The following is a 23952-nucleotide window of genomic DNA, read 5'->3' on the forward strand; positions in this document are numbered from 1 at the left end:
GCAGGGGTGCCTTCACGAGATGCCGTGACGTACTTCGAGCCGCAGCCGGCTCCGGCCGAGGTGCCGGTGCGGCTCACGGATCCGTTCGCGGGCGGCCCTCCGCATCCCCTGGCTCGCCGGGCCGCCGAGGAGTTGATGGCGTTCCTGCGCCACGGCGGGTTCGAGCCCGGGGCCCTCGATGCCCCTGGCCAGGGCAAGATGTTCGGGGTGCTGGTCGTCGCGGCTCCGGACGGCCGCATCGGCTACCTCCGCGGGTTCTCGGGCATGCTCGATGGCCGCTGGCGGATCGATGGGTTCGCGCCGCCGCTCTTCGATCCCATCGCTCGCGACGCGTTCCTGCCCGCGGGTGAGGCGGAGTTGCGCGCGCTCGGGGAGCGCCACTCCGAGCTGGTCGAGGGGCCGGAACCCACCGCTCTCCGCGCGAGTCTCGCCGAACTGACCGCGCGCCATGGGGCCGCCATGGAGGAAATGCGTGCTCGCCACGCTGCGAACCGCGGCCTCCGGCACGATGCACGCCAGCGTCTGGCCAACGGAGAGGTCAGCGACGACGAGCGGCATGCAACGCTTCAGGTGCTCGGGGAGGAGAGCCGGGCCGACGCCGCTGAGCTCCGGCGGCTGGAGGTGGCCCACCACCAGGAGCGTGAGGTCCTGGTGTCGGCCCTCCGAGCGCTCGACACGGAACGTGCCGGGCTCGAACACCTGCGCGCCGAGCATTCGAGGCAACTCTGGCGGCGGATCTCCGAGAGCTACGTCATCCCGAATGCGCGCGGCGAGAGCCGGACCGTGGGAGCGCTCTTCGCGCCCGATCCGCCGCCGGGAGGGGCGGGTGATTGCGCCGCACCGAAGCTGCTGGGTCACGCCTACCGTCATGGCCTGCGACCGCTGGCGCTCGCCGAATTCTGGTGGGGGGCGCCGCCTCTCACAGGCGGCCGGCACGCGGGAGCGTACTACCCGGCGTGCCGGAGCAAGTGCGGCGGAGTCCTCCCGTACATGCTCGAGGGATTGCACGTCGAGCTGGAGCCGCATCCCGAGGCGGGACCGGGCCCGGTGGATGAGCTTCGAGTGCTGTACGAGGACTCGTGGTTGCTCGTCGTGGACAAGCCGCGCGGTCTCCTGTCGATTCCCGGCCGTCATGAGCCGTCACGGGACTCGGTGCTCGTCCGCCTCCGGCGGCGAGACCCGGGCGCAACCGGACTGGCCGTGGTGCATGCCCTCGACCCGGACACCTCCGGGTTGCTGCTCGTGGCCAGGGACCCCATGACCCACGCGGCGCTCCAGCGGCAGTTCGCGCGGAGCGATGCCGGCAGGCGCTTCGTGGCATGGCTCGAAGGTCAGGTGGCTGGAGACGAGGGCGTCATCGAACTGCCCATCCGGCCCGATCGGGAGGACCGTCGCCGCCACCTCGTCGATCCGCTTCACGGCAAGCGTGCCGTCACCGGTTGGCGCGTCACGCAACGGAGTGGCACCCGCACCCGGGTGTCGCTCTGGCCTCGCACCTGGCTCACGCACCAGCTGCGCGTCCATGCGGCGCATCCGCTCGGCCTCGGCGCTCCGGTTTCCGGTGACCGGTTGTATGGCGGCGGCGACACGCACCTGATGCTCCACGCCGAGGCTGTGACCTTCGTCCATCCGCACACGGGCGTGCGCGTCGAGCTGGAGTGCCGTGCGCCGTTCTGAGGCGGGGTATGCTGTGCGGCCATGGCGAACGCCGGACGCAAGCATCTGGAGCTGGGGACCCTGCGTGACAGGCGGGCCGTGATCCTCCTGGCGGTGGTGGCGCTGGGTCTGTCGACGCCCGTGGTGGCCCGGCTCACCTTTCCGGGTTGGGTCGAGGCCTCGGAGCTGGCGCAAGTGCGGCTGCTGGTGAGACTGGGCGGGCTGTTCGTGTTCGCCGGCGCCTACCCCGGGTTGTTGGTGCTGGTGCGGTTGGGCCTCACCGAGGTGTCGGTGTACCAGCACCGCGCCGCGTTGCGTGTCTATCCCGTCTTCTGCAGCCTCTTCCAGGTGTTGGTGGCGCTCGACGGCTTCCTGCTCGTCGCCTGGCCCGAGCGCTTCGCCCTGCCGAGCCTGTGGGCCGATCTCCTGCTCGCGGTGGTGGGGGTCGGGTTGCCGCCGCTGGTGCTGCACCAGCAGAGCTGGCTGGTGGGCTTCGACCCGCGGGTGGTGCTCTCGGCGCGGAGCGAGCTCGGCGAGGCCCTGCCGCTGCCGTCCACCCGCACGCCACTCGATACACTCGACTACCGGGTGCTGCAATTGGTGGCCCAGAGTGGCAGTGACGTGGCGGCGGTGATGGTCAACGACATGGCCATTGGTGCGAGGGATCTCACCCTGCGGCTGCGCAAGCTGGTGGCGCTCGGCTACCTGGACGTGGTGGACGAGCAGCACGGCGCGCAGCTCACCCTCACCTCGCTGGGGACCGACACCCTCGCCCTGCCGGTCTCGTTGTTCACCTGGCGGACCGATGACCTGGAGCTGTTGCAGGAACTGGCCTCGGCCCGCCTGGCACTGGAGGAGCGCCAGTCGCAGAAGGTGGTGGTGGCATGCGCGCGCTGCTGCGAGCGGATGCTGCGGGGGCTGCTGGCCGCCCACGAGCCGCCGGTGACGAGCGTGGGTAACAAGGACGTGGGCCGCGCGACGCTGGGCGAGCTGGTGGGCGCCTGCCGTCAGTACCGGCTCATCGGCCGTTTCGAGGACAACATCTTCTCGGCCCTCAACGAGCGGCGGAAGAAGATCCACGCCCTGCAGGACGAGCGCCCCATCGACGACCAGGACGCCTTCATCCTCTACACGCTCACGGAAATCGCCGCCCGGGCGCTGCTGTCACAGCCTCAGAGGGCTGGGGCGCAGCCGCTCGCGGTGGGCGAGGGCGGGCAGGGTGAGCCGGCCGGATCCTGAGCGCTGTCACACTTTCGCGCGTGCTCCGTATTTCCCGTCGGCACTCAACGCCAAAGGAGGCGCACCATGCGCGCGAACCCGTGGAGCCGTATCCTCGTTGCCCTCTGTTTCTTCTCTTTCACCGTGCAGGCGTCCCCGCCGTCCCAGGAATCGGGCACGCGCGTGGCCATCCACCTCCCCGAGTCGAGCGGCGAGCTGCCGGACCCGGAGAAGCTGGTCGAGTCGCTCATGGCCGTGGGCGGTGGTGAGCAGCGTCAGGTCCGGGTGACGCGCCGCAACACGTCTGGCCAGCAGGAGCTCACCGTGGACCTGTGGGGCAGCACCGTGCCCCAGGCGGACATCCCCCAGTCGCTCCGGGATGCGTTCCCCGTGCTGGCCTCAGCGGACATCCAGGTCTCCACGCTCGATCCGAAGGACCGTCCGAAGCCCCGGGGGGAGGGCCAGTTGGAGCGTGAGCTCCACGGCGAGAAGGGCACGGTGGTCAAGAAGGTGGTGAAGATCATCAAGAAGGAGAAGGAATAGGGGGCGCTGTCACGAAAACCAGCCGTTTTCGTATTGAATGCCCGGGAGACCCTGGCGATGCCCCGACTTCCCTGGCCAATACGCGATGCATGGTTGTCCCGCCTGGCCGTCCGCAGCCAGCGCGGGGACCGTGAGGCGTTCCGGGACCTGTACCGGGCGCTGTACGACCCGGTCTCGCGCTACGTCCATCGGCGTGTCCCGAGCAAAGCGGACGCCGAGGACATCGTGGGCCAGGTGTTCTTCCGGTTGCTCGAGTCACTCGAGCGCATCGATACGCGCCGGGGCAGCGTGCTCTCGTACACGCTGTTCATGGCGCGCAACGCGCTGGTGGACCATGTCCGCGGCCGGGCGGGGCAGGTGCCCGAAGAGGCCGCCGCGGCTGTCCCCGACTCAGCAGTGGGACCGCTCGAGCGCTTGATGGGTCAGGAGGACGTGGAGCGGGTACGGCGGGAGCTGGCGAGGCTTCCGGCCGAGACCCGCGAGTTGTTGATGCTGCGCTTCGGGGACGGCCTGCGCTTCGCGGAGGTGGCCCAGGTCATGGGACTGAGCGAGGCGGCGGTCCGACAGCGCACCTCGAGAGCGGTGCGCGAGCTGCGGGCACGGTGGGATGCCGGCCCGGCGAGAGGAGAGCTGGCCAATGACGGATGAAGAGCTTTCCCGATCGCTTCGCGGCCACGAGCCGAAGCCGGACCCGGAGCACCGGGCGCGGCTCGAACAGGAGCTGCTCGCCGCCTATGACACGCGGGTGGAGCGCCGGGCCCGGCGCGTCCGGTCTCCCCTGTGGAGGTATGCGACGGCCGTTGTCCTGTTGCTGGGCCTGGTGAGCGCCACCCAGGTGTCCGCCGAGTACAAGGTGGAGGTGGGCAAGCGCATCCGGCTGGTGCTGCCGGTGGGCCGCGAGGTTCCCCCTGGATTCGGTGACAGGGTGGCCCGGGCCTTCGTGTCCGGCTCCAGCCGGCTGGTGGATGTCGGAGTCATGCTCCGCCGCACCCCGGAGGGACCCTCCACGCTGGTGGTGGACGTCTGGGGCGATCGGCTCGCGCAGGGAAGCGAGGCGATGGAGCGGCTGCACGCCATGCCCGAGCTCGCGGGCCTCCCGGTGGAAGTGACGAACCTGGAGGGGCGTGTGCGCGACAACCTGCTCGGGCTGGTGGGCCACTCGTTGTTCCGTGCGGGCGCCTCGCCCGAGGAGCGTGAGCAGGCGCGTCAGCGCGTCATCGAGGAGCTGCGGCGTCAGGAGGGCGATGGGGCGCAGATCGACGTGGACGTCGAGGAGGATTCCCAGAAGCAACGGATGCGCGTCCGGGTGCGTAAGCAGATGCCGGCGCCGCAATCACCTCCCGAGTAGCCACCCCCGGGCGCCGCTCTCCTCAGAAGAAGCGCGCGGCGAGCAGATCCTGCACGTCGAGCAGGCCCACGGCCTTGCCCTCGGCGTCGACCACGGGGAGCTGGTCCACGCGGAACTCGCGCATCAGCTTCGTGGCCTCGAGCACCAGCACCTCGGGGCCCACGCACCGGGGCCGCTTGCCCATCACCTCGCGGATGGGCATGTCGAAGTTCGTCCGCCCCTGCTCGACGAGCCGGCGGAGGTCTCCGTCCGTGAAGATGCCCACCAGCCGTCCCTGCCGGTCCACCACGTTGGTGGCGCCGGGCCGGCCCGGGGTGTTGGTCATCACCACCACGGCATCGGAGAGCTTCGCGTTGTCGCGCACCACGGGGTTGGATGGGCCCGAGCGCATCAGCTCGAAGACGCGCATGACGGAGCGGCCAATCTTCCCGCCCGGGTGGAGCAGCGCGTACTCGGCCGAGCCGAAGGGACGCGCGCGCAGCACCGCCATGGCCAGTGCATCACCGATGGCGTGCAGCGCCGCCGTGGACGCGGTGGGCACCATGCCCATGGGGCAGGCTTCTTCGATGCGGCCGATGTCCAGCACCACGTCCGCGCCCCGAGCCAGCGGGCTCTCCGCGTCGCCGGTGATGGCGATGACGGGGGCACCCATCCTCCTGAAGGAGGGCAGCAGCCGTACCAGCTCCTCGGTGGCGCCGCTGTTGGACAGGGCGAGGATGACGTCGCCGCGGCCCACCCGGCCCAGGTCTCCGTGCACGGCCTCGGTGGGGTGCAGGAAGACGGAGCGGATGCCCGTGGAGGCCAGCGTGGCGGACAGCTTCTGGCCGATCAGCCCCGCCTTGCCCACGCCCGTCACCACCGTCTGCACCGAGTCGCGCACCAGCTCGAGTGCCTTCAGGAAGGAGTCGCCCAGCCGCCCCATCAACCCGAGGATGGCCTGGGCCTCGGCCTCGAGCACGCTGCGCGCGTATGCGAGCGTGGCCTCCCGCTCGTCCTGGGATGGCACGGAGGAGGGCGGGGGCGTGGGCCCGGCGGCGGGCGTGGCGTGTCCGGGGATGGCGCGGAGGCGGGGCTTCCGGGCAGTGCTTCGAGTGGCTCGGGCCATGGGCCGCCCTTGTACCCCCAGCCCGCCCGGGCCTGCCAGCTTGACGCACCGGGGGGCATCGGCTACGCGCCTCCTCGCCCGGCGGGCAGACGGGAGCGCACCTCCTGCCACCGCGCGTTGTCCATGACAGGCTCATTGCCTGAACTCACAGGCTCATCGCCTGAACTGAACCAGAGAGGGGACGAGATGAAGTTCTTCATCGATACCGCCGACGTCTCGGAGATCCGCAAGGCCCACGACATGGGCGTGCTGGATGGCGTCACCACCAACCCGTCGCTGCTCGCCAAGGTGGGCCGTGGCCTCGAGGAGACCATCCGCGAAATCTGCTCCATCGTGGATGGCCCCGTGAGCGCCGAGTGCGTCTCGCTGGAGGCTCCCGAGCTCATCAAGGAGGGCCGTGGGCTCGCCAAGATTCACGACAACGTCGTGGTGAAGATTCCCATGGGCGTGGAGGGCATGAAGGCCGTCAAGGCACTTACCGCCGAGGGCATCCGCACCAACGTGACCCTCTGCTTCTCCGCCAACCAGGCGTTGCTATCCGCCAAGGCCGGCGCCACCTACATCTCGCCCTTCGTGGGCCGCCTGGATGACATCTCCCAGGATGGCATGGAGCTCATCGCCCACATCATCGAGATCTACCAGAACTACGACTTCACCACGCAGGTGCTGGTGGCCAGCATCCGCAACCCGGTGCACGTGCTCCAGGCCGCTCGCATGGGCGCCGACGTGGCCACGCTGCCCTACAGCGTCATCACCCAGCTGGCCAACCATCCGCTGACCGACATCGGCATCAAGAAGTTCCTCGCCGACTGGGAGAAGGTCCCCAAGTCCGCCAAGCCGTAGTCCGGGCGCCGTGTGCTGGCGCAATTTCCCGGTCCGGGGTATTCGTTGATTCTGGAATCAGGGGACGTGTAGTCCCCTCTCCCACATCAGCGAGGAACCATGGACTTCCAGCTCACCGAATCCCAGCGTGCCCTGCAGGACACCGCGCGCAAGTTCGCCCGCGAGGTGATCCGCCCCAAGGCGGCGCACCACGATGAGACCTCCGAGTTCCCTCGGGAGATCATCGCCTCGGCCTGGGAGAACGGCCTGCTGAACATGGCCACGCCCGAGGCGTACGGCGGCCTGGGCCTGACGCACCTGGATCAGCTCCTGGCCTACGAGGAGCTGGCCTGGGGCTGCGCGGGCATGGCCACCTCCATCACGGCCAACGACCTGGCCAACCTGCCCATCATCGTGGGCGGCAGCGAGGAGCAGAAGCAGCGCCTGCTCAAGCCCTTCACCGAGAAGTTCAAGCTGGCCTCCTTCGCCCTCACCGAGCCGGAGGCGGGCTCGGACGTGGCCGGCATGAGCACCACCGCGGTGCGCGACGGTGACCACTACGTGCTCAATGGCGCCAAGTGTTTCATCACCAACGGCGGCCACGCGGACCAGTACACGGTGTTCGCGACCCTGGACAAGGCGAAGAAGCACAAGGGCATTACGTGCTTCGTGGTGGAGGGCCGTCCCAAGGGCCTCACCGTGGGCAAGCACGAGAACAAGATGGGCCAGCGCGCCAGCGACACCGTGGCGCTCACCTTCGAGGACGTGCGCGTCCCGGTGGCCAACCGCATCGGCGAGGAGGGCGAGGGCTGGCGCATCGCCATGGAGACGCTGGACAACAGCCGTCCCATCACCGCCATCCTCTCGGTGGGCATCGCCCGCGCCGCGCTCGAGTACTCGCTGGAGTACTCCGCTCAGCGCAAGACGTTCGGCAAGCCCATCCGCGAGCACCAGGCCATCCAGTTCATGCTCGCCGACATGGCCATGAACATCCAGGCCGCGCGTCTGCTGTGCCACCAGAGTGCGTGGCTGCTCGACCAGGGCCAGCGCGCCTCGCTCCAGTCCTCCTACGCCAAGTGCTTCGCCGCGGACATGGCCATGAAGGTCGCCACCGACGCCGTTCAGGTCTACGGCGGCTACGGCTACATCAAGGAGTACCCGGTGGAGAAGCTGATGCGCGACGCCAAGCTCATCCAGATCTACGAGGGCACCAGCCAGGTGCAGCGCCTCGTGATCGCGCGCGAGCTGTTCAAGTAGGGAAGAAAAACTGTCCGTTGCCGACGCTTCTCCGTTGCCGATGGGGGGTGTTGATGCGTAAATCAACGCCCCCCGTGACACAGCGCGTTGCGTCATGAACCAGCGCAGTGTTGCGCCATTTCTGGGAGTACCCGCTCTAAGGAGAAGGACGTGAAGATCCTCGTCACCGCCAAGCGCGTGGAAGACCCCGAGTCCAAGATCAAGGTGAAGCCGGACGGCTCGGGCATCGTGCAGGAGGGGCTGAAGTACAAGATCAACCCCTTCGATGAAATTGGTGTCGAAGAGGGACTGCGCCTCGTGGCCAAGCATGGCGGCGAGGTGGTGGTGGTCTCCATCGGCGGCAAGGAAGTGCAGGAGCAGCTGCGGCACGCGCTGGCCATGGGCGCCACGCGGGCGGTGTGGGTGAACCACACGGGCCCGTTGGACCAGATGGGCGTGGCGGGGCTGCTGCAGAAGGTGGCCGAGAAGGAGAAGCCGGACCTCGTCATCCTGGGCAAGCAGGCCATCGACGATGACCAGAACCAGGTGGGCCAGTATCTGGCCGAGTTCCTGGGCTGGGGCCAGGCCACGTTCGCCTCCAAGGTGGAGTCGCTGGAGAGCGAGCAGGAGAAGAACAAGGTGCCGGCGCTGCAGATGGGCGCGGACAACAAGAGCGTGCGCGTGGTGCGCGAGGTGGACAACGGGCTGGCGACGCTCGAGTGCGCGCTGCCGGCGGTGGTGACCACGGACCTGCGCCTGAACCTGCCGCGCTACGCGAGCCTGCCGGGCATCATGAAGGCCAAGAGCAAGCCCATCGAGGAGCTGACGCCGGCCAAGCTGAGCGTGGACGTCACCCCGAAGGTGCAGGTGCTGAAGATGGCCTCGCCGCCGCCGCGCAAGGCCGGCATCAAGGTGCCGGACGTGGCGACGCTGGTGGAGAAGCTGCGCAACGAGGCGAAGGTCGTCTGACCGGGGCCCGTTCCCTCATACTTCGAGATTGGAGCCGAACATGCCGATCGTTCTCATCGTTGCGGAGCAGCAGCCGGACGGGAACCTGCGCAAGGCGACCCTGAACGCCATCAGCGCGGGCAAGCAGCTCGCGGAGAAGGCGGGCGCGGAGCTGCACCTGGTGCTGCTCTCCAAGGATCCTTCCAAGGTGTCGGGTGAGCTGGCGGGCCTGGGGGCCAAGGCGGTGCACACCGCCGCGGCGCCCGAGTTCGAGCACTACCTGGCCGAGACGTACGCCCCGGCCATCGCCGAGCTGGCGAAGTCCATTGGCGCCAACTACGTGGGCATGGCGTCCACCGCGCAGGGCAAGGACTTGCTGCCCCGCGTGGCGGCGCGCCTGCAGGCGGCCATGGCCACGGACGTGATGGGGTTCAATGGCGGTGGCGCGGACGTGACGTTCAGCCGGCCCATGTGGGCGGGCAACGTCTTCGCCGAGGTGAAGCTCACCACGCCGGTGAAGGTGTTCACGCTGCGCGCCACCGAGTTCCCCGCGGCCGCGGGTGGCCAGGGCGCCGCCGAGGTGAAGACCTTCTCGCCCAAGGTGGAGACGGGCAAGACGAAGTTCGTGGACTTCAAGGAGGTCAAGAGCGCGCGTCCCGAGCTGACCGAGGCGCGCGTGGTGGTCTCCGGTGGCCGCGGCACCAAGGGCGACTTCAAGGAGATTGAAGCGCTGGCCGACGAGCTGGGCGCCGCGGTGGGTGCCTCGCGCGCGGTGTGTGACGCGGGCTGGGTGCCGAACGACTTGCAGGTGGGCCAGACGGGCAAGGTCGTGGCGCCGCAGCTGTACATCGCCGCGGGCATCAGCGGAGCCATCCAGCACCTGGCGGGCATGAAGAGCTCCAAGACGATCGTCGCCATCAACAAGGACGCCGAGGCCCCCATCTTCCAGGTGGCCGACTACGGACTGGTGGACGACCTCTTCAAGGTGCTGCCCGCGCTGCGCGAGGCCATCCACAAGGCCAAGGGCTAGTGACTCGGGCCTGAGTGGCCTGGGCTCACGGAGGGGCGGTGGCGGGGGGAACATTCCTCGCGGCCGCCCCTTCGCCGTTGCGGGGCTGAGTGACTCGAGGGTCGTGAGCGAAGAGGGTCCCAAGAGTCCCTCGCCCTCCGGGAGAGGGTCAGGGTGAGGGGGCCTGGGTCCGTTCTTCAACCCGTGGGCCACAGTGGGCACAGGGGGTTCAACCCGGGATGCGTGGCACCCTCACCCCGTCCCTCTCCCGAGGGGAGAGGGGATGTCAGAGCTGGATGTCCTCCTGCCCCTGCTCCGTCTTGCTCCGCTCGGGTTTCCGCGGAGCGGGCTCCTCGTTTTCCGGCAGCGGTTCCACGTCTGGCAGCGACTTGGGATCGAAGGGAACGGTATCCGGAGCCGGCTCGACCGCGGGGCCGAGCAGGTTGATGACGGGATGATCCGGCACCTCCACCTTCAACGTGGTGAACGTCCACGCCTCCTCGCCGTCCTTCTTGTGGCCCTCGCCGTACAGGGTGCCGCTGGCCTTGGGGCCCTTCACGCCCACGGCGAAGCGGGCCGAGCTCCCGTCCGACCCGGTGAACATGTTGTACTGCTGGGGTATCGCGCTCGACTCGATGGGCTCACCGAGCGCCTCGCGGACCTCCACTGACTGCTTCGCCTGCGTCACCGCGTCCACGAGGACGCCCGTGCCCCGCAGCGACTGCCAGGCCGTGGCGCTGAAGAGCAGGGCGCCCAGGCACCCACAGGACAGCAGCAGCCCCAGGCATCCCGAGGGCACCGCCCACTTCCAGTTGCGGCTCCACCAGCCCGGCTGGGGGACCAGTTGCCCCTCTGTCGTCGTGTTCATGAAATTCCTGTCTCCTCGCGCCACCGGGCGGGCGGCGCACCCCTCGTCATAGCGGTTACCGAGTGGTCGACAACAGGGCCAGCGAGCGGGCCGCGTTCCTGGCCCGGGAGGCCGTGACCGGGTAGCATCCCACCCATTTCGTCGAGGACAGGCGGGGTGAGAGCCTGGTGAGCACGCGCGGGGATGACGTGATGGATGCGGTGCCGCGTCTCCACCCGGAGGCGGGGCTCCAGCGGGTCGGAGACCGGATGCTGGCGGTGGGCCCCGATGACACCCTGCACACGTTCGAGGACGAGGGCGGCGAGGTGTCCGAGGTGGCCGAGCGCATCCTCGAGCTGGTCGATGGGGGCCGGACGGTGGGCGGCATCGTGGCCGTGCTGTGTGAGGAATTCGAGGTGGAGCCGGCGCGATGCCGTGAGGACACGGTCTCCTTCGTGAGGCTCCTGGTGGACAAGAAGGTGCTGGTGCTCGGGCCGTGAGCCCGGGGAGGCCGGAACCAGCACAGCGAGAGGCGACTCATGCATCGAGCGGGATGGCAGTGGCTTCTGGCGGTGTGTGCGCTGTGGGTGGCGGGATGTACGTGCGGCACGCCGCCGGTGGAATCCGAGCTGACGGTGGCGTTCACGCAGCCCGTGGACGGCCAGCGGCTGGCCCAGGGGGATGACGCGGACCCGGCGGCCGCCGGCTTCCAGTACGACGTGGTGGCGGAGGCCACGGACTCGTCGGGCCGGGCGGTGACGCTGGCCCGGGCGAAGCTGGAAGTGCAGATGCCGGGAGAGCCCTCGTGGCGCGAGACGACGGTCGCGTTCATCGACGGGGGCCGGGTGAGCTTCCCCTCGGTGACGCTGCCGGGGCGCACCAACGTGCTGCGCATCACGGTGGAGGAGGCGGGCTCCAAGCGCACGGCCACGCACAGCCAGAGCGTGACGGTGGGCGGGGAGACGTGGAGCGTGGACATCTCCGGCCCCGCCGAGGGCCAGGTGCTGCGCGAGTCGGATGACGTGGACCCCGCCACGCCGGGCTACCAGGTGCGGTTCACGCTGCGCAGCAGCGGGCTGGCGGGCCGGACGGGCACGCTGTACTGCGGCAATGCCTGCGGGATTCCCACGGCGGATTTCACGGTGGCGCCGGGCGGTACCACCGAGGTGCCGGTGACGCTCACCGAGGCCGCGTGCGAGGCGCAGGTGGCCGAGTGCTACGCGGTGGTGCGCTATGGCGACCAGGACGTGGCGAGCTCCAAGCGCAGCTTCACCCTGGACTCGGTGGCGCCGCGCGTGGAGCTGTCCTCGCCCGTGGCGCCCGTGCCCTCCTCGACCTTCAATGTGGAGGCGGTGGTGGGCTGCTGCGAGGACGGCACGGTGGCCACGCTGTCCCGCGAGGGCCAGACGCCGCTGTCCGCGAAGGTGTCCGGCGGTGTCGTCTCCTTCCCGGAGGTGGTGGTGCCCACGGGAGGCGTGTACCCCTACACGCTGCGGGTGACGGACTCCGGTGGCAATCCGGTGGAGCGGCCCTTCGACGTGGTGGTGGCGTCCACGCCGTATGCCGTCGAGCTCTCCACGCCGTCGTCCGTGGTGGACGTGGATGGTGACCCCACCAACGGCGTCCAGGTGGACGTCACCGCGACGACGAGCGCGAGCGATCTGGCGACGGTGGTCGAGTTCTCCACGACCGTGACGAGCACGCCCGGCACACCGGTGCGGGTGGCCACCGCGGCGGCGGAGGGGGGCGGACGTATCGCCACCTGGCGCGTTTCGCTCGCCGAGGGCAGCAATGCCGTGCAGGCCTGCGTGCGTAATCCCGCGCTGCCGCCCTCGTGCAAGAGCGCGACGGTGAATGTGAGCACCGGGCGCGCCGCCTGCCGCATCGTCTCGCCCCTGCCGGGAGTGGCGGTGTCGGACCCGGCCCTGTCCGTGCGCGTGGAGACGAGCACGGGTCCGGTCACGGTCCGTCTACGGAATTCGTCTGACGAGGAGACGCGGACGACCGGGAGCGTGACGGGCGGCAGCGCCCAGGTGTCGGTGGCGCTCGGCGCGGATGGCGTCTACCAGCTCGTCGCCGACTGCGGGACGCTCGGGGTGAGCCAGTCGCTCACCGTGACGCGGGACACCGTGAGCCCCGAGGTGCTGGTGTCCGTTTCCAGCGAGGACGGCGGGAGTGGCGTGCTGGGCACCCAGACGCGCGACACCTCCGCGCTGCCGGGCACGCAGGTCATCGTCTCCGCCCGCACCGAGCCCTTCGCCACGGTGGCCGTCACGGGCTGCGATCCGGGCAACAACGTGCGTGCGGTGGCGGATGCCTCCGGACTCGCTCTGCTGCGCGAGGTGACGGTGCCCGCGGCGGGGACGTGCGCGCTGGCCGTCAAGGTCACGGATGCCGCTGGCAACAGCTTCACGCGGGAGAAGACGCTGACGCTCGGCCTCACGGGCGCGCACCTGGCCATCGTCGCTCCCACCGCGGGCAAGGCCCTGGGCTCCGCGGACGGGACGGTGCGCCCCGGCGGCGGACTCACGGTGGACGTGCGCGTGTCGGTGTCCGCGGGCAGCGCCGGGCAGCTCAAGCTCTTCCTGGGCTCTCGCGAGGTGGGCTCCCTGCCGGTCACCGCCTCGGATGCGGCTCGAGAGATGGTCTTCTCCGGTGTGGAGCTGAACGAGGGCGCCAACCCCCTGCGGGCCACGCTCGTCAGTGCCACGGGTGTGTCGGCCTGCGCCACGGAGTTGCTCACCGTGGACACCGCGACGCGCACCCTGACGCTGCTCAGGCCCGTGCCGTCGACCCAATTCAATCTGGCCTCGGATCGCAATGCCGAGCAGCCCGGTGTCCAGGCACCCCTGCAGTACTCGCTCTCCGGCGCTGGCGCGGGAGGGCGCGTGGACATCTGCACGAGCATCGCCCTGGTGCCGGCCGCCACGCCGTGCCGGGATGGCTCGGGCTTCTTCACGCTCGCCACCGACGTGCCCGCCTTCGTGGCGGACTTCACCTACCCGGATGGCAGGTACGCCCTCAAGGCGGTGTTGAACGACGCGGCCTCCACGGACACCCCGGCGGTCTCGCTGGTGGTGGACTCGGTCCGCCCGCGCGTCACCAGCATCGTCCTCGACGACGATGACAACCAGGATGGGCAGCTCAACCTGGAGGAATCGCCCGCGAGTGTTCCCCCCACCCTCACCGTGTCCTTCACCGGCGTGGAGGATGGGCGCAAGGTGCAGGTGCGCGATGCCACGGGCGTGACGCTCTTCGGGCAGGCGGATGTGTCCGGTGGCGTGGCCCGGGTGCCGCTCACCAGCCTGCCCAATCAGGTGGAGGCCAGCTACTCGCTGGTGGCGGCCGTCTCCGACGCGGCCGGCAACTCCAACAAGATTTCCAGTCCCGCCCCGCTGGACCCGGTCAACCTCGCGGCGTTCGCGCAGTTCCGGTTGGATCGCTTCCCTCCGATCCTCGCGGACGTCCTGCCCGCGGACAGGGCCGTGCTCGGTCCCTCGGATGACATGGTTCCCGCCACTCCGGGCTATCAGCTCCTCCTCTCCGCCCGCACGAGCGCCGACGTGGGCACCGACGGTGTGGAGATCCAGGTCACCCCTCTGGGCGAGACCCGGACGAGCACGCCCGCCTCGTTGAGGATCTCCGAGCCCTTCACGGTCTCCACCTCGGGCCTCACGGCCTATACGTTCCGCATCCAGGCCACGGACGAAGCGGGCAACCAGACCGTCGTCACGCGGACCGCGACGGTGGACTTCGAGCCGCCCGTGCTGGTGCCCGTGGCTCCCACGCCGGCGCCGGGCTCGGAGCTGGCTTCGTCCATCGTGGAGCTGCGCGCCACCGTGAGTGGTGCGACGGGCCGGCCGGTCAGCATCACCAGCGTCCCGAAGGACGGGCGTGCGCCCGTGCCGCTCGCGTCTCCCGTCGTGGGCAGTGACGGGCAGATTGACGTGAAGACGAATCTGGTGCTCGGCCGGCAGGACATCCGCTTCGAGGTGAGTGATGTGGTGGGCAATGTCACCGTCGCCCTCGTGGAGGACCTCAACGTCACCTTCGAGGGGTGTGACCAGCGCTTCACGAAGCCCTCGGGCACGGCGGTCACGTTGATCCAGAAGGATGACCTCAATCCGGCGGCGGCGGGACTGCAGTACCGCATCGAGGGTGTGACGAGCGTGTGCAAGGGACGTCAGGTCCGCCTGTTCCGCGGCTCGGCGACGGCGGCCGAGGCCACCACCACGGCGGACGCGGACACCGGCGCCTTTGGCTTCAACGTCACGCTCCCGGATGCGGCGGCTACCACGCTGCGCCTCGAGATGGACGATGGCCGCACCCCCACCTCCGTCTCCGCCAGCATCTCCGTGGACCTCACGGGGCCGGGCCTCGCGAGCGTGGTTCCCTCCGCGACGACGCTCTTCTACGTGGCCGACTCCAACGAGGCCTTCTTCCGCACTCCCGTGCCTTCCAGCTACATCGCCGACCTCACTCCGGACGGAGACGCCGAGGCGAAGCTCTCCTTCCGGGTAACCAACGGCAACAACGGCACGGTGCGCATCCTCTACAACGACGTGGACCTGGTGAAGCCGGCGGTGGTGCTCGACTCGGATGACAAGCCGCTGGAGCTGCCCATCACCCTGCCGCATGGCACGACGGGCTCCCTGGTCATCGTGGCGAGCGATGCCGCTGGCAACGAGACGCGCCGGAGCGCCACCGTCACCGTGGACGTCCGGCCACCGGCGGCCCCGGCGGTGACGGCCAACGTCGTGGCGGGGGCCGAGCGCACCGCCTCGGTGGCCGTCAACTGGACCGCCGTGAAGGACGATGGCTCGGACACCGCCTCCGGTGAGCCCGCGGGATATGACCTGCGCTGGACGACGTCCGTTGCCCAGGCGGGAGGCATCACCACGGATGCGATCTTCTTCAACGGCAAGGTGAAGCAGGCCAGCGCCACGCCGCTGCCCGCTTCCTCCACGTCCTTCACCCTCACGCCGCTGCCGCCTCTGACGTCCTACTCCCTCCAGCTCCGCGCTCGCGACGAGGTGGGCAACTACAGCCGCATCGCCGCGCCCGTGGCGTTGGACAACTTCCTGCGCGGCCGCGAGGTGTCCGGCCCGGGAATCGGCGCCCGCTTCGGTTACCTCGTGGCCTCCGGCAACCTGGACAGCACACCGGGCGATGACCTCGTGGTCGCCAACTTCGACCAGGATTCCAACCGGGGCGCGGTGTACGTGTACTCGGGGACGAACCTCTTCCCCTCGGGAAGCAGCGGCCCCATGCAGGTCCTGCAGCCACCGGATACCCTGGTGCAGTACTTCGGTATCGATCTCGCCGTGGGCAACGTGGGGGACGCTTCCACCGAGGGGAAGGCGGACCTGCTCGTGGGGGCGTCCGGCTGGAGCAGCAACCTCGGCCGGGCCTTCCTCTACTTCGGCGGCTCCCTGGACCCGTCGCAGGTCGTGGACCCGACGCCCATCCAGTTCCGGGGAACGGTGGCGGGCGGGCGGCTCGGAGTGGCGGCGCGCATCATCGGCGACATCAACGGGGATGGCCTCGGCGAGGTGGTGCTCAGCTCCTCCTACGAGAGCAGCGGCTTGGGCCGGGTGTACCTCTTCTTCGGCCGCAGCCGGGCGCAGTGGGACGCCCTGCGGATTGACTCCAGCTCGGGGTCGCCCTGCTCGGTGGGCAGTGTGAGCTGCCACGTCCCCGCCACCCGGGCGGACCGCATCTTCACCGGCGAGTCGCCACCGGTCTCTGGCGCCATCAACTCCTTCGGCCGTCAGCGCGGCATTGTCGGGCTGGGAGACATCACGGGCGACGGCTACGGGGACTTCGCGATCCCGGCCTCGCGCGAGCTGCTCAACCGGTTCTACCTCTTCTCCGGCAAGGCGGTGGTCGATGCCACGGCTTCCATCCCGGCCAGCTCCGCCCTGCAGATTCTCTCCCAGTCGACGACCTCCGACACCCGGTTCGATGGGTTCGGCACGGAGGCGTGCGCCAACGTGAACCTGGTGGGCGGCTCGGGGCGTGACCTGGTGGTCAGCTACCCCTTCGCGAACCGTCTCCACGTGTACGCGGATGGCGGGGCGGTGGGCTATCCACCCGCCTCGACGCTGACCATCTCGGGAGGCAACAACTTCGGCAACGGGCTGGCCTGCGCCGACATCAACGGGGATGGGCGGACCGACATCATCGCCGGGACGAACATCCTGTCGGGCGGCTCGGTCTGGGTGCTCTACAACCAGGCGACCCCGGGCTCGGAGTTCGAGCGGGCCATTGGCGGGTTGAGCCAGGGGCGTGTCACCTACTCGGGTGCCGGGGCCTTGGGGATCAGCGTGACCACGGGTGACTTCAACGCGGACGGCCGGCCGGACATCGCGGCGGGAGACAACCTCGATACCCGAGGCGCCCGGGTGCAGATCTGGTATTGAGAGGAGATGGCGATGCCCGACGAGACCAGGAAGCGCAAGCGGCCCTACCGGCCTCCGGCGATCCGTTCGGAGAAGATTCTCGTGGCCAACCTCTTCGCCTCCACGGGACAGGAGTGCGAGCCCAACTGCGACTTCCGAGCCCCTGACGGCGAGTCCTGATGGGCCGTGAAGTGCGGGTGGGGGAGGGCGTCATCGAGGTGGAGGACGGGCTCGTTCCCCTGCTCGAGCGGCGGTGCGTCTGGTCCCACCTCCAACCTTCCGAGCGGGCGGGCGCTCCCCGGGTGTACCTGAGTGCCCATCCCGCGTCCCCCGAAGCCGCTGCCCGGGGCTTCCTCCTGGATGCCCAACGGCCGGTGTGGGGCTCCGTGGAGGTGGAGGCGGAGCGGGTGGTGGCGCACATCCCCCCGGACCCCTTCGCGGCGGAGGCGGCGCTCCGGGCGGCGGTGCTGGTGAGCGTGCTGCGCCAGGGCGGCCTGCTGCTCCATGCGGCGGCGGTGGCGTTCTCCGGAAACGCGCTGGCCGTCGTGGGCCCGAGTGGCGCGGGCAAGTCCACGCTGGCGCGCAACGCGGTGGCGGCGGGAGGCGCGCTGCTGTCGGACGAGACGGTGGGGCTGCTGCCCTCGGGCGAGGTGTGTGGAAGCCCGTTCCGCTCGGATGCGGACCTGGTGCCCACGTGCGCGGCGGCGCGGCTGGCGCGCATCGTCTGGGTGGTGAAGGGCCCGGCCGAGTCGGTGAGTCCCGTGGAGGCCCCGGAAGCGGTGCGCCTCCTGCTGCAACAGGCCTACCGGCCGCCTCCGGGAACGGTGTCGCGCCCGGAGCTGACGGCGCGAGCGGCGGCGCTGGCCGGACGCGTGGGCCTGTTCCGCTTCACCTGCCGCAAGTCGCCGGACGCGGGCCGCTTCGCTCGGGACTTCGTGGAGGCGGCGTGACGTCCATGGCCGTGGGGCAGGTGCTGCGCCAGCTCCCGGAGGGCAGGACGCTCTGGGTGCGAGGGCTGGGCCGCAGCATGTGGCCGCTGTTGCGCAGTGGCGACTCCATCCAGGTACTCCGGTGCGCGGTGGATGCGGTGGCCCCGGGAGACGTCGCCGTGCTGCTCCGGACGGATGGCGGGCTGACCGCGCACCTCGTGACGGGGACGTCCCCGGTGCGCACCGCCTCGTTGCTGGGACGGGAGGATCCTTCCGCCGAGCTGCTCGGACGGGTCATCCGCGTGCGGACGCGGGGCGTGGAGTTGCCCGTGCCCGTGCTCGCGCGCCCGTGGTTGCGTGCCGTGCAGCGCCTGGGCACCACGGCCTTCCGCAACCCCGTATCGCGAGGCGCCGTGCGGCTGGCGCGTACGTGGGGAACGTCCGCGTGGACGAGACCCGCGCGAGCCCGGTGGCTGGGCGCGTGGACGGTTCGCCCGCTGCGTCCCGCCGAGGCACACGCCCTGCTCGTCTTCGCGGGGCACCACCTGCCCCACGCGGCGGCGGAGCTGGGCGCGGCGCTCGCCCGGGGCGCGGGGCTGGTGGTGGGGGCCTTCGATGCGAGGGGCCGGCTCCGGGGCTTCGTGTACGCGGAGGAGGGGAGCGCGCGGGAGCGGTGGCTCCTGGTGGCTCCCGTGGCTCGAGGGCTCGGAGTGGACGGAGCGCTCCTGCGGGAGCTCGCCCGGGAGGCGAGGGCTCGGGGCTGGGAGGTGCCGTCTCCCCCATTGCATCGGTCCGGTGGGTAGGCCAAAAGCAGCCCCGTGAGCAGCACTTCGTCACCCACGCAGACGACGGGAATCCCGTCCCACCCGGACGCCCGGGCGCGCCTCCGGGCGGACGGGGCCCTGGCCCTCATCACCGCCTTCTGGGGCATCACCTTCGTGGTGGTGAAGGGAGCGCTCAGCCATGGAGACCCCTTCTCCTTCGTCGCGCTGCGCTTCTGCATCGGCGCGCTGGCGCTCACGGCCATCGCCCGGCGGGAGATGCTCGTCCCCCAGACGCTGCGCCGGGGACTGTTCATGGGCGTCTTCCTCTTCCTCGGCTTCGCCCTGCAGACGATGGGACTGGTGTCCACCACGCCCTCGCGCTCGGCCTTCATCACCGGGCTGTACGTGGTGCTCGTCCCTGTGTTGGGGCTGATCCTCTTCCGGCGGGTGCCGCGCATCTCCTCATGGGTGGGCGTGGTGCTGGCGGCGGTGGGCATGCGCTACCTCACCGGCGCGGAGCTGGACGCGGGACAGGGGCTCTCCCGGGGCGACTGGCTGACGCTGGGCTGCGCGCTGGCCTACGCCTTCCACATCCTCCTCACCGAGCGGTACGCGCCGAAGTCGGGCGTGGTGGCGCTCGTGGGGGTGCAGCTGTGGGTGGTGTCGCTGCTGTCCGTGCTCTGCCTGCCCTTCGCCGGGGCGCGGGTGGAGTGGACGCCGTCCTTCGTGGGCGCGGCGGCCTTCTGTGGCCTCTTCGCCAGCGCGTTGGCCATCTGCATCCAGACGTGGGCACAGGCCCGCACCACCGCGGTGCGCGTGGCGCTCATCTGCTCCATGGAGCCCGTCTTCGCCGGCGTGTACTCGGTGGCGCTCGGTTACGAGGTGCTCGGCCCGCGCGAGTGGATCGGCGGAGGCCTCATCGTCCTGGGCGTGCTGGTGGCCGAGCTCGGAGGCCATCTCTGGGAGAAGGTGCGCGCGCGCACGGCCCCCCGGCTGCCGGACGCACCGGCCAGCGAGTAGGGCGAGAAGACGTGCATGCCCGCCGGGACGCGCTATACCCAGCGCTTCCCATGAGCGTCGAGCTGCGAAGGAACGGACTGCACCTGACGGGGACGCCGCTGTCCCTGGACGCGAAGCGCAAGTCCCCGCTGTCCTTCGTCAGCCACGCGCATTCTGACCACATCGCCCGGCACGAGCGCACCATCGCCACCGCCGCCACGCTGCGGCTCATGGCGCACCGCCTGGGCACCCTCAACGCACCGCTGGCCGTGCCCTATGGCCGCCCCTTCGCGCTGGGCTCGCTCACCCTGGAGCTGCTGCCCGCGGGCCATGTGCTGGGCAGCGCGCAGATTCGTGTCACCCGCGAGGACGGCAAGCGCATCGTCTACACGGGGGACATCAGCCTCGCGCCCTCGCTCACCGCCGAGCCCACGCAGGTGGCCGAGTGCGACGTGCTCGTCATCGAGTCCACCTTCGGGCACCCGCGCTACGTCTTCCCGCCGCGCGAGGAGGTGCTGGGGCAGGTGGAGTCCTGGGTGCGCCGTCACCTGGAGCGTGGCGCGGTGCCGGTGCTGCTGGCCTACGCGCTGGGCAAGGCCCAGGAGGCGATGAAGTACCTGGCGGACCGCGGCTTCTCGCTGGTGGCCCACCCCTCCATCTACGAGGTGACGAAGCTCTACGGCGAGCTCGGTGTCCCCATCGAGCCGCTGCGGCGTTACGAGGGCCGTGTGGAGCCGGGCGAGGTGCTCTTCTTCCCGCCGCACCTCAATCGGGGTGGGGCGCTCGCTCCGCTCTGGCCGCGTGCCACCGCCGTGCTCACCGGCTGGGCGGTGGATGGGGCCGGAGCCACGCGGCGCTATGGCGCGGACGTGGCCTTCCCGCTCTCGGACCATGCGGATTGTCCCTCGCTGGTGCGCTACGCGAAGGCCACCGGGGCCCGGGACGTCATCACCCTGCACGGTTTCGCCGAGGAGCTGGCCGAGGTGCTGCGCGGGCACGGCCTGGATGCGCGTGCGCTCGGCGCGCCCAAGCAGCTCTCGCTCCTCTGAGCCCCGCAAGGTCCGAACGGGGATACGGTGCCGTGCCGTATCCCCGTCCGGTACAACTGAGGGGGGGTACTACTGGGAAGTACTCATACTACGAGTCCGTGTGGGACTCTTCCATTTTCTGAGGAGCCGCTAACTAGCGCACCGTGATGGAGGCCGAGGTCAGCACGAAGGCCTTCGACTGGTCCGTGCCCGAGCCGATGGTGACGGAGGCCGGGATGCCGGGGTTGGTGGTGAAGCTCAGGCCCTCGGGGCCCACGAAGCTCAGCTCGTAGTTGCCGGGGACGAGGAACTTGAAGCTGGCCTCGTACACGCCGTCACCGTTGGCGTCCGTCAGGGCGAGCTCCTCGGCGGCGGGCTCGGCGGCGCCATCGGCGGCGGGCTCGGTGCTGCGGAGGGTGGCGCGGAAGGCGCCCAGCGTCAGGGGCGCGCCATCCACGGTGGGCAGGGTCACGCCCTCGCCCTGGGCCAGCGTCACGTTCACGCTGCCGCTGAAGACGATCTCCGCGCCCTTGATGACCGGCTTCATCACCCACTTGTCGCCCTGGCCACGGTCCTTGCCGAAGCTCTGGGACACGTCGAAGTCCACCAGGATGACCTTCTGCTCGCCGGCGACCTCCACCGCGTCACCCTCGAACTTCACCTTCACGCCGGAGGAGCTGAAGCTCGGCGTCTGGAGGATGCCGGCGACGGTGGCGCCCTCGGGCAGGCCCGCGTAGTCGTTGGAGGTGGCGAAGATGGCCGTGCTGCCGTCCTCCTGCTCCACCTCGATGTACGCGCCGGAGATGACGAAGCGCAGCTCGGAGTAGCTGCCCGCGGGGACGATGGCGTCCTTGACGATGTCCTTCGTGTCGTTGGCCAGCGTCAGCAGGTTGGTGGTGGTGGCCTCGTCGCTGAGGACCACGCGGCCGCCCTCTCCCTGGAGGTAGACCTCGGAGATGGTGACGACGGCGGCCTTGAAGTCGCCCGGGGCGTCGGTGAGCTTGATGGTGACGCTGCCCTGGTTGCCGCAGCCGTTGGTGACCAGACCGAAGGCCAGCGCGAACAGGCTGAGCGTGAGAAGCTGGAGGCGTTTCATGGAAGAGGACTCCGGGGTGTGGTGAAGGAACTCATGAGCCCGTGGGCTCACGTGTCCTCCCCAAAGCACCCGGCGTGCCGCGTTCCCGGGCCCCGGATTCCGGCCACTTGCGTGACCGGGGCCGGGCGGGTGTACCAGCTGGGACAGGGGGAGTGTCCCGGACCGTTCACTCCCCCCGTCCACGGGCGCCCGTCACACCTTCATGACGCGCCCCGTCACCCGCCGCTCACTCGTCCGCGGGAGACTGGACGATGAGCTTCTCCTTGCCGCACACGTCGCAGCGCAGGTGGACGAAGAGATCGTCCTCGCTCTCCTCGGGCACCTCGCCCTCGGGCACGCCCAGCTCGGCCTTGGCCAGCGCGGCCACCTTGCGGGGGATGTCGTCCGCGCGCAGGGCCTGCACGTACGTCATCTCGCGGTCGTGGCACTCGCGCGTCTCGGGGCCGGAGAGCCAGGCCGGCTCCATGCCCTCGGGCAGACGGCCCAGGAGCTCCAGGTGGTTGAGGGACTCGGCCAGGTAGGCCAGACGGCGCAGCCGGGCCTCCTCGGGCAGGGCGGAGAACACCTGGAAGCCCTCGAGCAGGGCCTGCCGGTCCTCGCCGGTGGCCAGTTGCGCCAGCTCCATCGAGGCCTCGGCGGACTCCAGGGCCTCCTCCCAGTTGTTGTCCGGGTTGAAGCCGGCCTCCAGCAGGGCGGTGTACAGCTGCGTGGCGGCGAGCCGGCGGCGCACCTCGTGCGTGTGCTCCACCACCTCCTGGGGCAGCCGCAGCTCCAGGAGCGCGCCGGTGGTGCGCGGATCCACCGAGCCGGTGAGGTCATCCACCGCCAGCTCCTCGCGCAGGGAGTCCTTGAGCACCTTGGCCGCGGAGAAGCGGAAGGAGGGCACCACGCCCACCTCGCGCAGGTACATGGCGGCGAGGTTGGAGTCCTTGGCGCCCATGCGCAGCGAGCGCTGGGCGCGCTCCACCGCACCGGGGTCCGCCGCGGGCTTCTTGTTCTCCAGGCGCGTCTTCACCGCCTCGCGGTAGAGCGTCTCCAGGGAGCTGCCCGGGGGCAGGCGGGCGGGGAGCAGGGGGCGCAGGCCGGCCACGTCCAGCACCCAGAGCGGGGGAGCGCCCAGGCGCTTGAGGGCGCGGAAGAAGAGCTGGCCCGGGTTGTCCTGGGGCTTGAAGGGCGGCGGCTCGCCCTCGCCGGGCTGCTGCGGCAGCTCGGTGGAGGGGGAGAGCAGGGCGCCCGGACCCATCACCTTGTCGCGCTGCTCGCGGGTGAAGGCGGTGATGCCCTGTACCGGCGGGGGCGGGGGAGGGGGAGCCTCCTCTCCGTCCAGGCCGGTGACGCGGTCCATGTCCACCTCGTCGAAGTCGGCCTCCTCCAGGCCCCTGGCGCCGGTGAAGTCGCAGCGCAGGAGCTTGAGCTTCTCGAAGGTGGCGCCTTCCAGGTTGGCGCCCCGGAAGTCGCAATCCTGGAGGCGGCCGCCGTGGAAGTAGGCGTTGGAAAGGTCCGTATCACGGAAGTTCACCTTGGACAGGTCGCAGCGCTCCCACTCGCTGCCCACCAGTCCCAGTCCGGACAGGTCCGCATTGGCGGAGAAGAGCTGCGCGAAGGTCGCGCCCGTGTGCTCGGTGGGCACCTTGCCCGACTTGCGCAGGCGGTTCCACTCGGCGCTTCCGTTCTGCAGGAGCTGTTCAATCGTGGGGGCTTTCGGCATGGACCCGAATTTATCGGTGTGGTGAGGTCCGGGCGCCAGTCAAATGATCGAGTTCCGAATCGAGGAAGACAGCGCGGGCATGCGGTTGGACAAGTTCCTCCGCAAGAAGCTCGCGAACGTGCCCACCTCCCACCTCTTCAAGATGATTCGCGTGAAGAAGGTGCGGGTGAACGGCAAACGCGCCCAGCCAGAGCAGCCCCTGGCCGCCGGCGACACCATTTCCATCCGGGGGACGGAGGAGCAGCTCCTCGCCCCCGCCGCCCCCGAGGAGCGCAAACCCCCACCCCCTCCCCCC

The 23952-nt window shown here is 70.1% G+C and carries 21 protein-coding genes; 17 read left to right on the forward strand and 4 right to left on the reverse strand.

Annotation, left to right across the window (positions count from 1 at the left end; all coding sequences use genetic code 11):
- Positions 1-6 precede the first annotated feature (6 nt).
- From BO221_RS49185 to BO221_RS49205, 5 genes are all read left to right on the forward strand, one after another.
- The gene (locus tag BO221_RS49185) at positions 7-1677 is read left to right on the forward strand and encodes a pseudouridine synthase (RefSeq protein WP_369866271.1); all 1671 of its coding nucleotides are present in this window, start codon (positions 7-9) and stop codon (positions 1675-1677) included.
- Positions 1678-1698: 21 nt separating this feature from the next.
- The gene (locus BO221_RS49190; protein WP_073567871.1) at positions 1699-2895 is read left to right on the forward strand and encodes a hypothetical protein; all 1197 of its coding nucleotides are present in this window, start codon (positions 1699-1701) and stop codon (positions 2893-2895) included.
- A gap of 66 nt (positions 2896-2961) precedes the next feature.
- Positions 2962-3417, forward strand: coding sequence for a hypothetical protein (locus BO221_RS49195; protein ID WP_073567872.1), 456 nt, complete (start codon positions 2962-2964; stop codon positions 3415-3417).
- Positions 3418-3474: 57 nt separating this feature from the next.
- Positions 3475-4065, forward strand: a complete 591-nt coding sequence (locus tag BO221_RS49200; RefSeq protein ID WP_083682671.1) for an RNA polymerase sigma factor — start codon at positions 3475-3477, stop codon at positions 4063-4065.
- The gene (locus BO221_RS49205; RefSeq protein ID WP_073567874.1) at positions 4055-4765 is read left to right on the forward strand and encodes a hypothetical protein; all 711 of its coding nucleotides are present in this window, start codon (positions 4055-4057) and stop codon (positions 4763-4765) included. The genes BO221_RS49200 and BO221_RS49205 overlap by 11 nt, the downstream gene beginning before the upstream one ends.
- 22 nt (positions 4766-4787) lie before the next feature.
- Here BO221_RS49205 and BO221_RS49210 read toward each other — a convergent pair whose 3' ends face one another.
- On the reverse strand, positions 4788-5870 hold the full coding sequence (locus BO221_RS49210) for an SIS domain-containing protein (protein ID WP_073567875.1): 1083 nt from the start codon (positions 5868-5870) through the stop codon (positions 4788-4790).
- Between the two features lie 186 nt (positions 5871-6056).
- Here BO221_RS49210 and fsa point away from each other — a divergent pair, with 186 nt between their 5' ends.
- The 4 genes from fsa to BO221_RS49230 all read left to right on the forward strand — a co-directional run bounded on the left by fsa (position 6057) and on the right by BO221_RS49230 (position 9906).
- Positions 6057-6713, forward strand: a complete 657-nt coding sequence (fsa, locus tag BO221_RS49215; RefSeq protein ID WP_073567876.1) for a fructose-6-phosphate aldolase — start codon at positions 6057-6059, stop codon at positions 6711-6713.
- Between the two features lie 99 nt (positions 6714-6812).
- Positions 6813-7949 (forward strand): acyl-CoA dehydrogenase family protein, encoded by a 1137-nt coding sequence (locus BO221_RS49220; RefSeq protein ID WP_073567877.1) that lies wholly within the window; start codon positions 6813-6815, stop codon positions 7947-7949.
- A 150-nt stretch (positions 7950-8099) separates the two neighbouring features.
- The gene (locus tag BO221_RS49225) at positions 8100-8897 is read left to right on the forward strand and encodes an electron transfer flavoprotein subunit beta/FixA family protein (protein WP_073567878.1); all 798 of its coding nucleotides are present in this window, start codon (positions 8100-8102) and stop codon (positions 8895-8897) included.
- Positions 8898-8937: 40 nt separating this feature from the next.
- Positions 8938-9906, forward strand: coding sequence for an electron transfer flavoprotein subunit alpha/FixB family protein (locus BO221_RS49230; RefSeq protein WP_073567879.1), 969 nt, complete (start codon positions 8938-8940; stop codon positions 9904-9906).
- Positions 9907-10171: 265 nt separating this feature from the next.
- Here the strand turns inward: BO221_RS49230 and BO221_RS49235 are convergent, their stop codons facing one another.
- On the reverse strand, positions 10172-10753 hold the full coding sequence (locus BO221_RS49235) for a cytochrome c oxidase assembly factor Coa1 family protein (RefSeq protein ID WP_073567880.1): 582 nt from the start codon (positions 10751-10753) through the stop codon (positions 10172-10174).
- 167 nt (positions 10754-10920) lie between these two features.
- On the opposite strand from BO221_RS49235, the gene BO221_RS49240 reads away from it, so the two are divergent.
- Genes BO221_RS49240 through BO221_RS49265 form a run of 7 tightly spaced genes read left to right on the forward strand, consistent with a single transcriptional unit; the run spans position 10921 to position 20874 of the window.
- Positions 10921-11232, forward strand: a complete 312-nt coding sequence (locus BO221_RS49240; RefSeq protein WP_233166608.1) for a PqqD family protein — start codon at positions 10921-10923, stop codon at positions 11230-11232.
- Positions 11233-11271: 39 nt separating this feature from the next.
- Positions 11272-17154, forward strand: a complete 5883-nt coding sequence (locus BO221_RS49245; RefSeq protein ID WP_073567882.1) for a VCBS repeat-containing protein — start codon at positions 11272-11274, stop codon at positions 17152-17154.
- A 12-nt stretch (positions 17155-17166) separates the two neighbouring features.
- Positions 17167-17313, forward strand: a complete 147-nt coding sequence (locus BO221_RS55240) for a hypothetical protein (RefSeq protein ID WP_158080052.1) — start codon at positions 17167-17169, stop codon at positions 17311-17313.
- Entirely contained in the window at positions 17313-18083 is a 771-nt protein-coding gene (locus BO221_RS57540) for a hypothetical protein (RefSeq protein ID WP_073567883.1), read from the forward strand. The genes BO221_RS55240 and BO221_RS57540 overlap by 1 nt, the downstream gene beginning before the upstream one ends.
- A complete protein-coding gene (locus tag BO221_RS55245; protein ID WP_073567884.1) occupies positions 18080-18865 on the forward strand; it encodes a hypothetical protein in 786 nt (261 codons plus the stop codon). Before BO221_RS57540 ends, BO221_RS55245 begins: the two co-directional genes overlap by 4 nt.
- Positions 18866-18880: 15 nt before the next feature.
- A complete protein-coding gene (locus tag BO221_RS49260; protein ID WP_083682673.1) occupies positions 18881-19846 on the forward strand; it encodes a DMT family transporter in 966 nt (321 codons plus the stop codon).
- A 50-nt stretch (positions 19847-19896) separates the two neighbouring features.
- Positions 19897-20874, forward strand: coding sequence for an MBL fold metallo-hydrolase (locus BO221_RS49265; protein ID WP_073567885.1), 978 nt, complete (start codon positions 19897-19899; stop codon positions 20872-20874).
- A gap of 133 nt (positions 20875-21007) precedes the next feature.
- On the opposite strand, the gene BO221_RS49270 is transcribed toward BO221_RS49265, so the two are convergent.
- Positions 21008-21949: a DUF4382 domain-containing protein gene (locus tag BO221_RS49270; RefSeq protein ID WP_073567886.1), complete on the reverse strand. Its 942-nt coding sequence runs from the start codon at positions 21947-21949 to the stop codon at positions 21008-21010.
- A gap of 226 nt (positions 21950-22175) precedes the next feature.
- Complete coding sequence (locus BO221_RS49275; protein ID WP_073567887.1) at positions 22176-23657, reverse strand: pentapeptide repeat-containing protein; 1482 nt, start codon at positions 23655-23657, stop codon at positions 22176-22178.
- Between the two features lie 43 nt (positions 23658-23700).
- Here BO221_RS49275 and BO221_RS49280 point away from each other — a divergent pair.
- The coding region (locus BO221_RS49280) for a S4 domain-containing protein (RefSeq protein ID WP_255408563.1) at positions 23701-23952 on the forward strand (252 nt) is incomplete at its 3' end.

Source organism: Archangium sp. Cb G35 (genome assembly GCF_001896145.1).
In the GTDB taxonomy this organism is placed as follows: Bacteria; Myxococcota; Myxococcia; order Myxococcales; family Myxococcaceae; genus Archangium; species Archangium violaceum.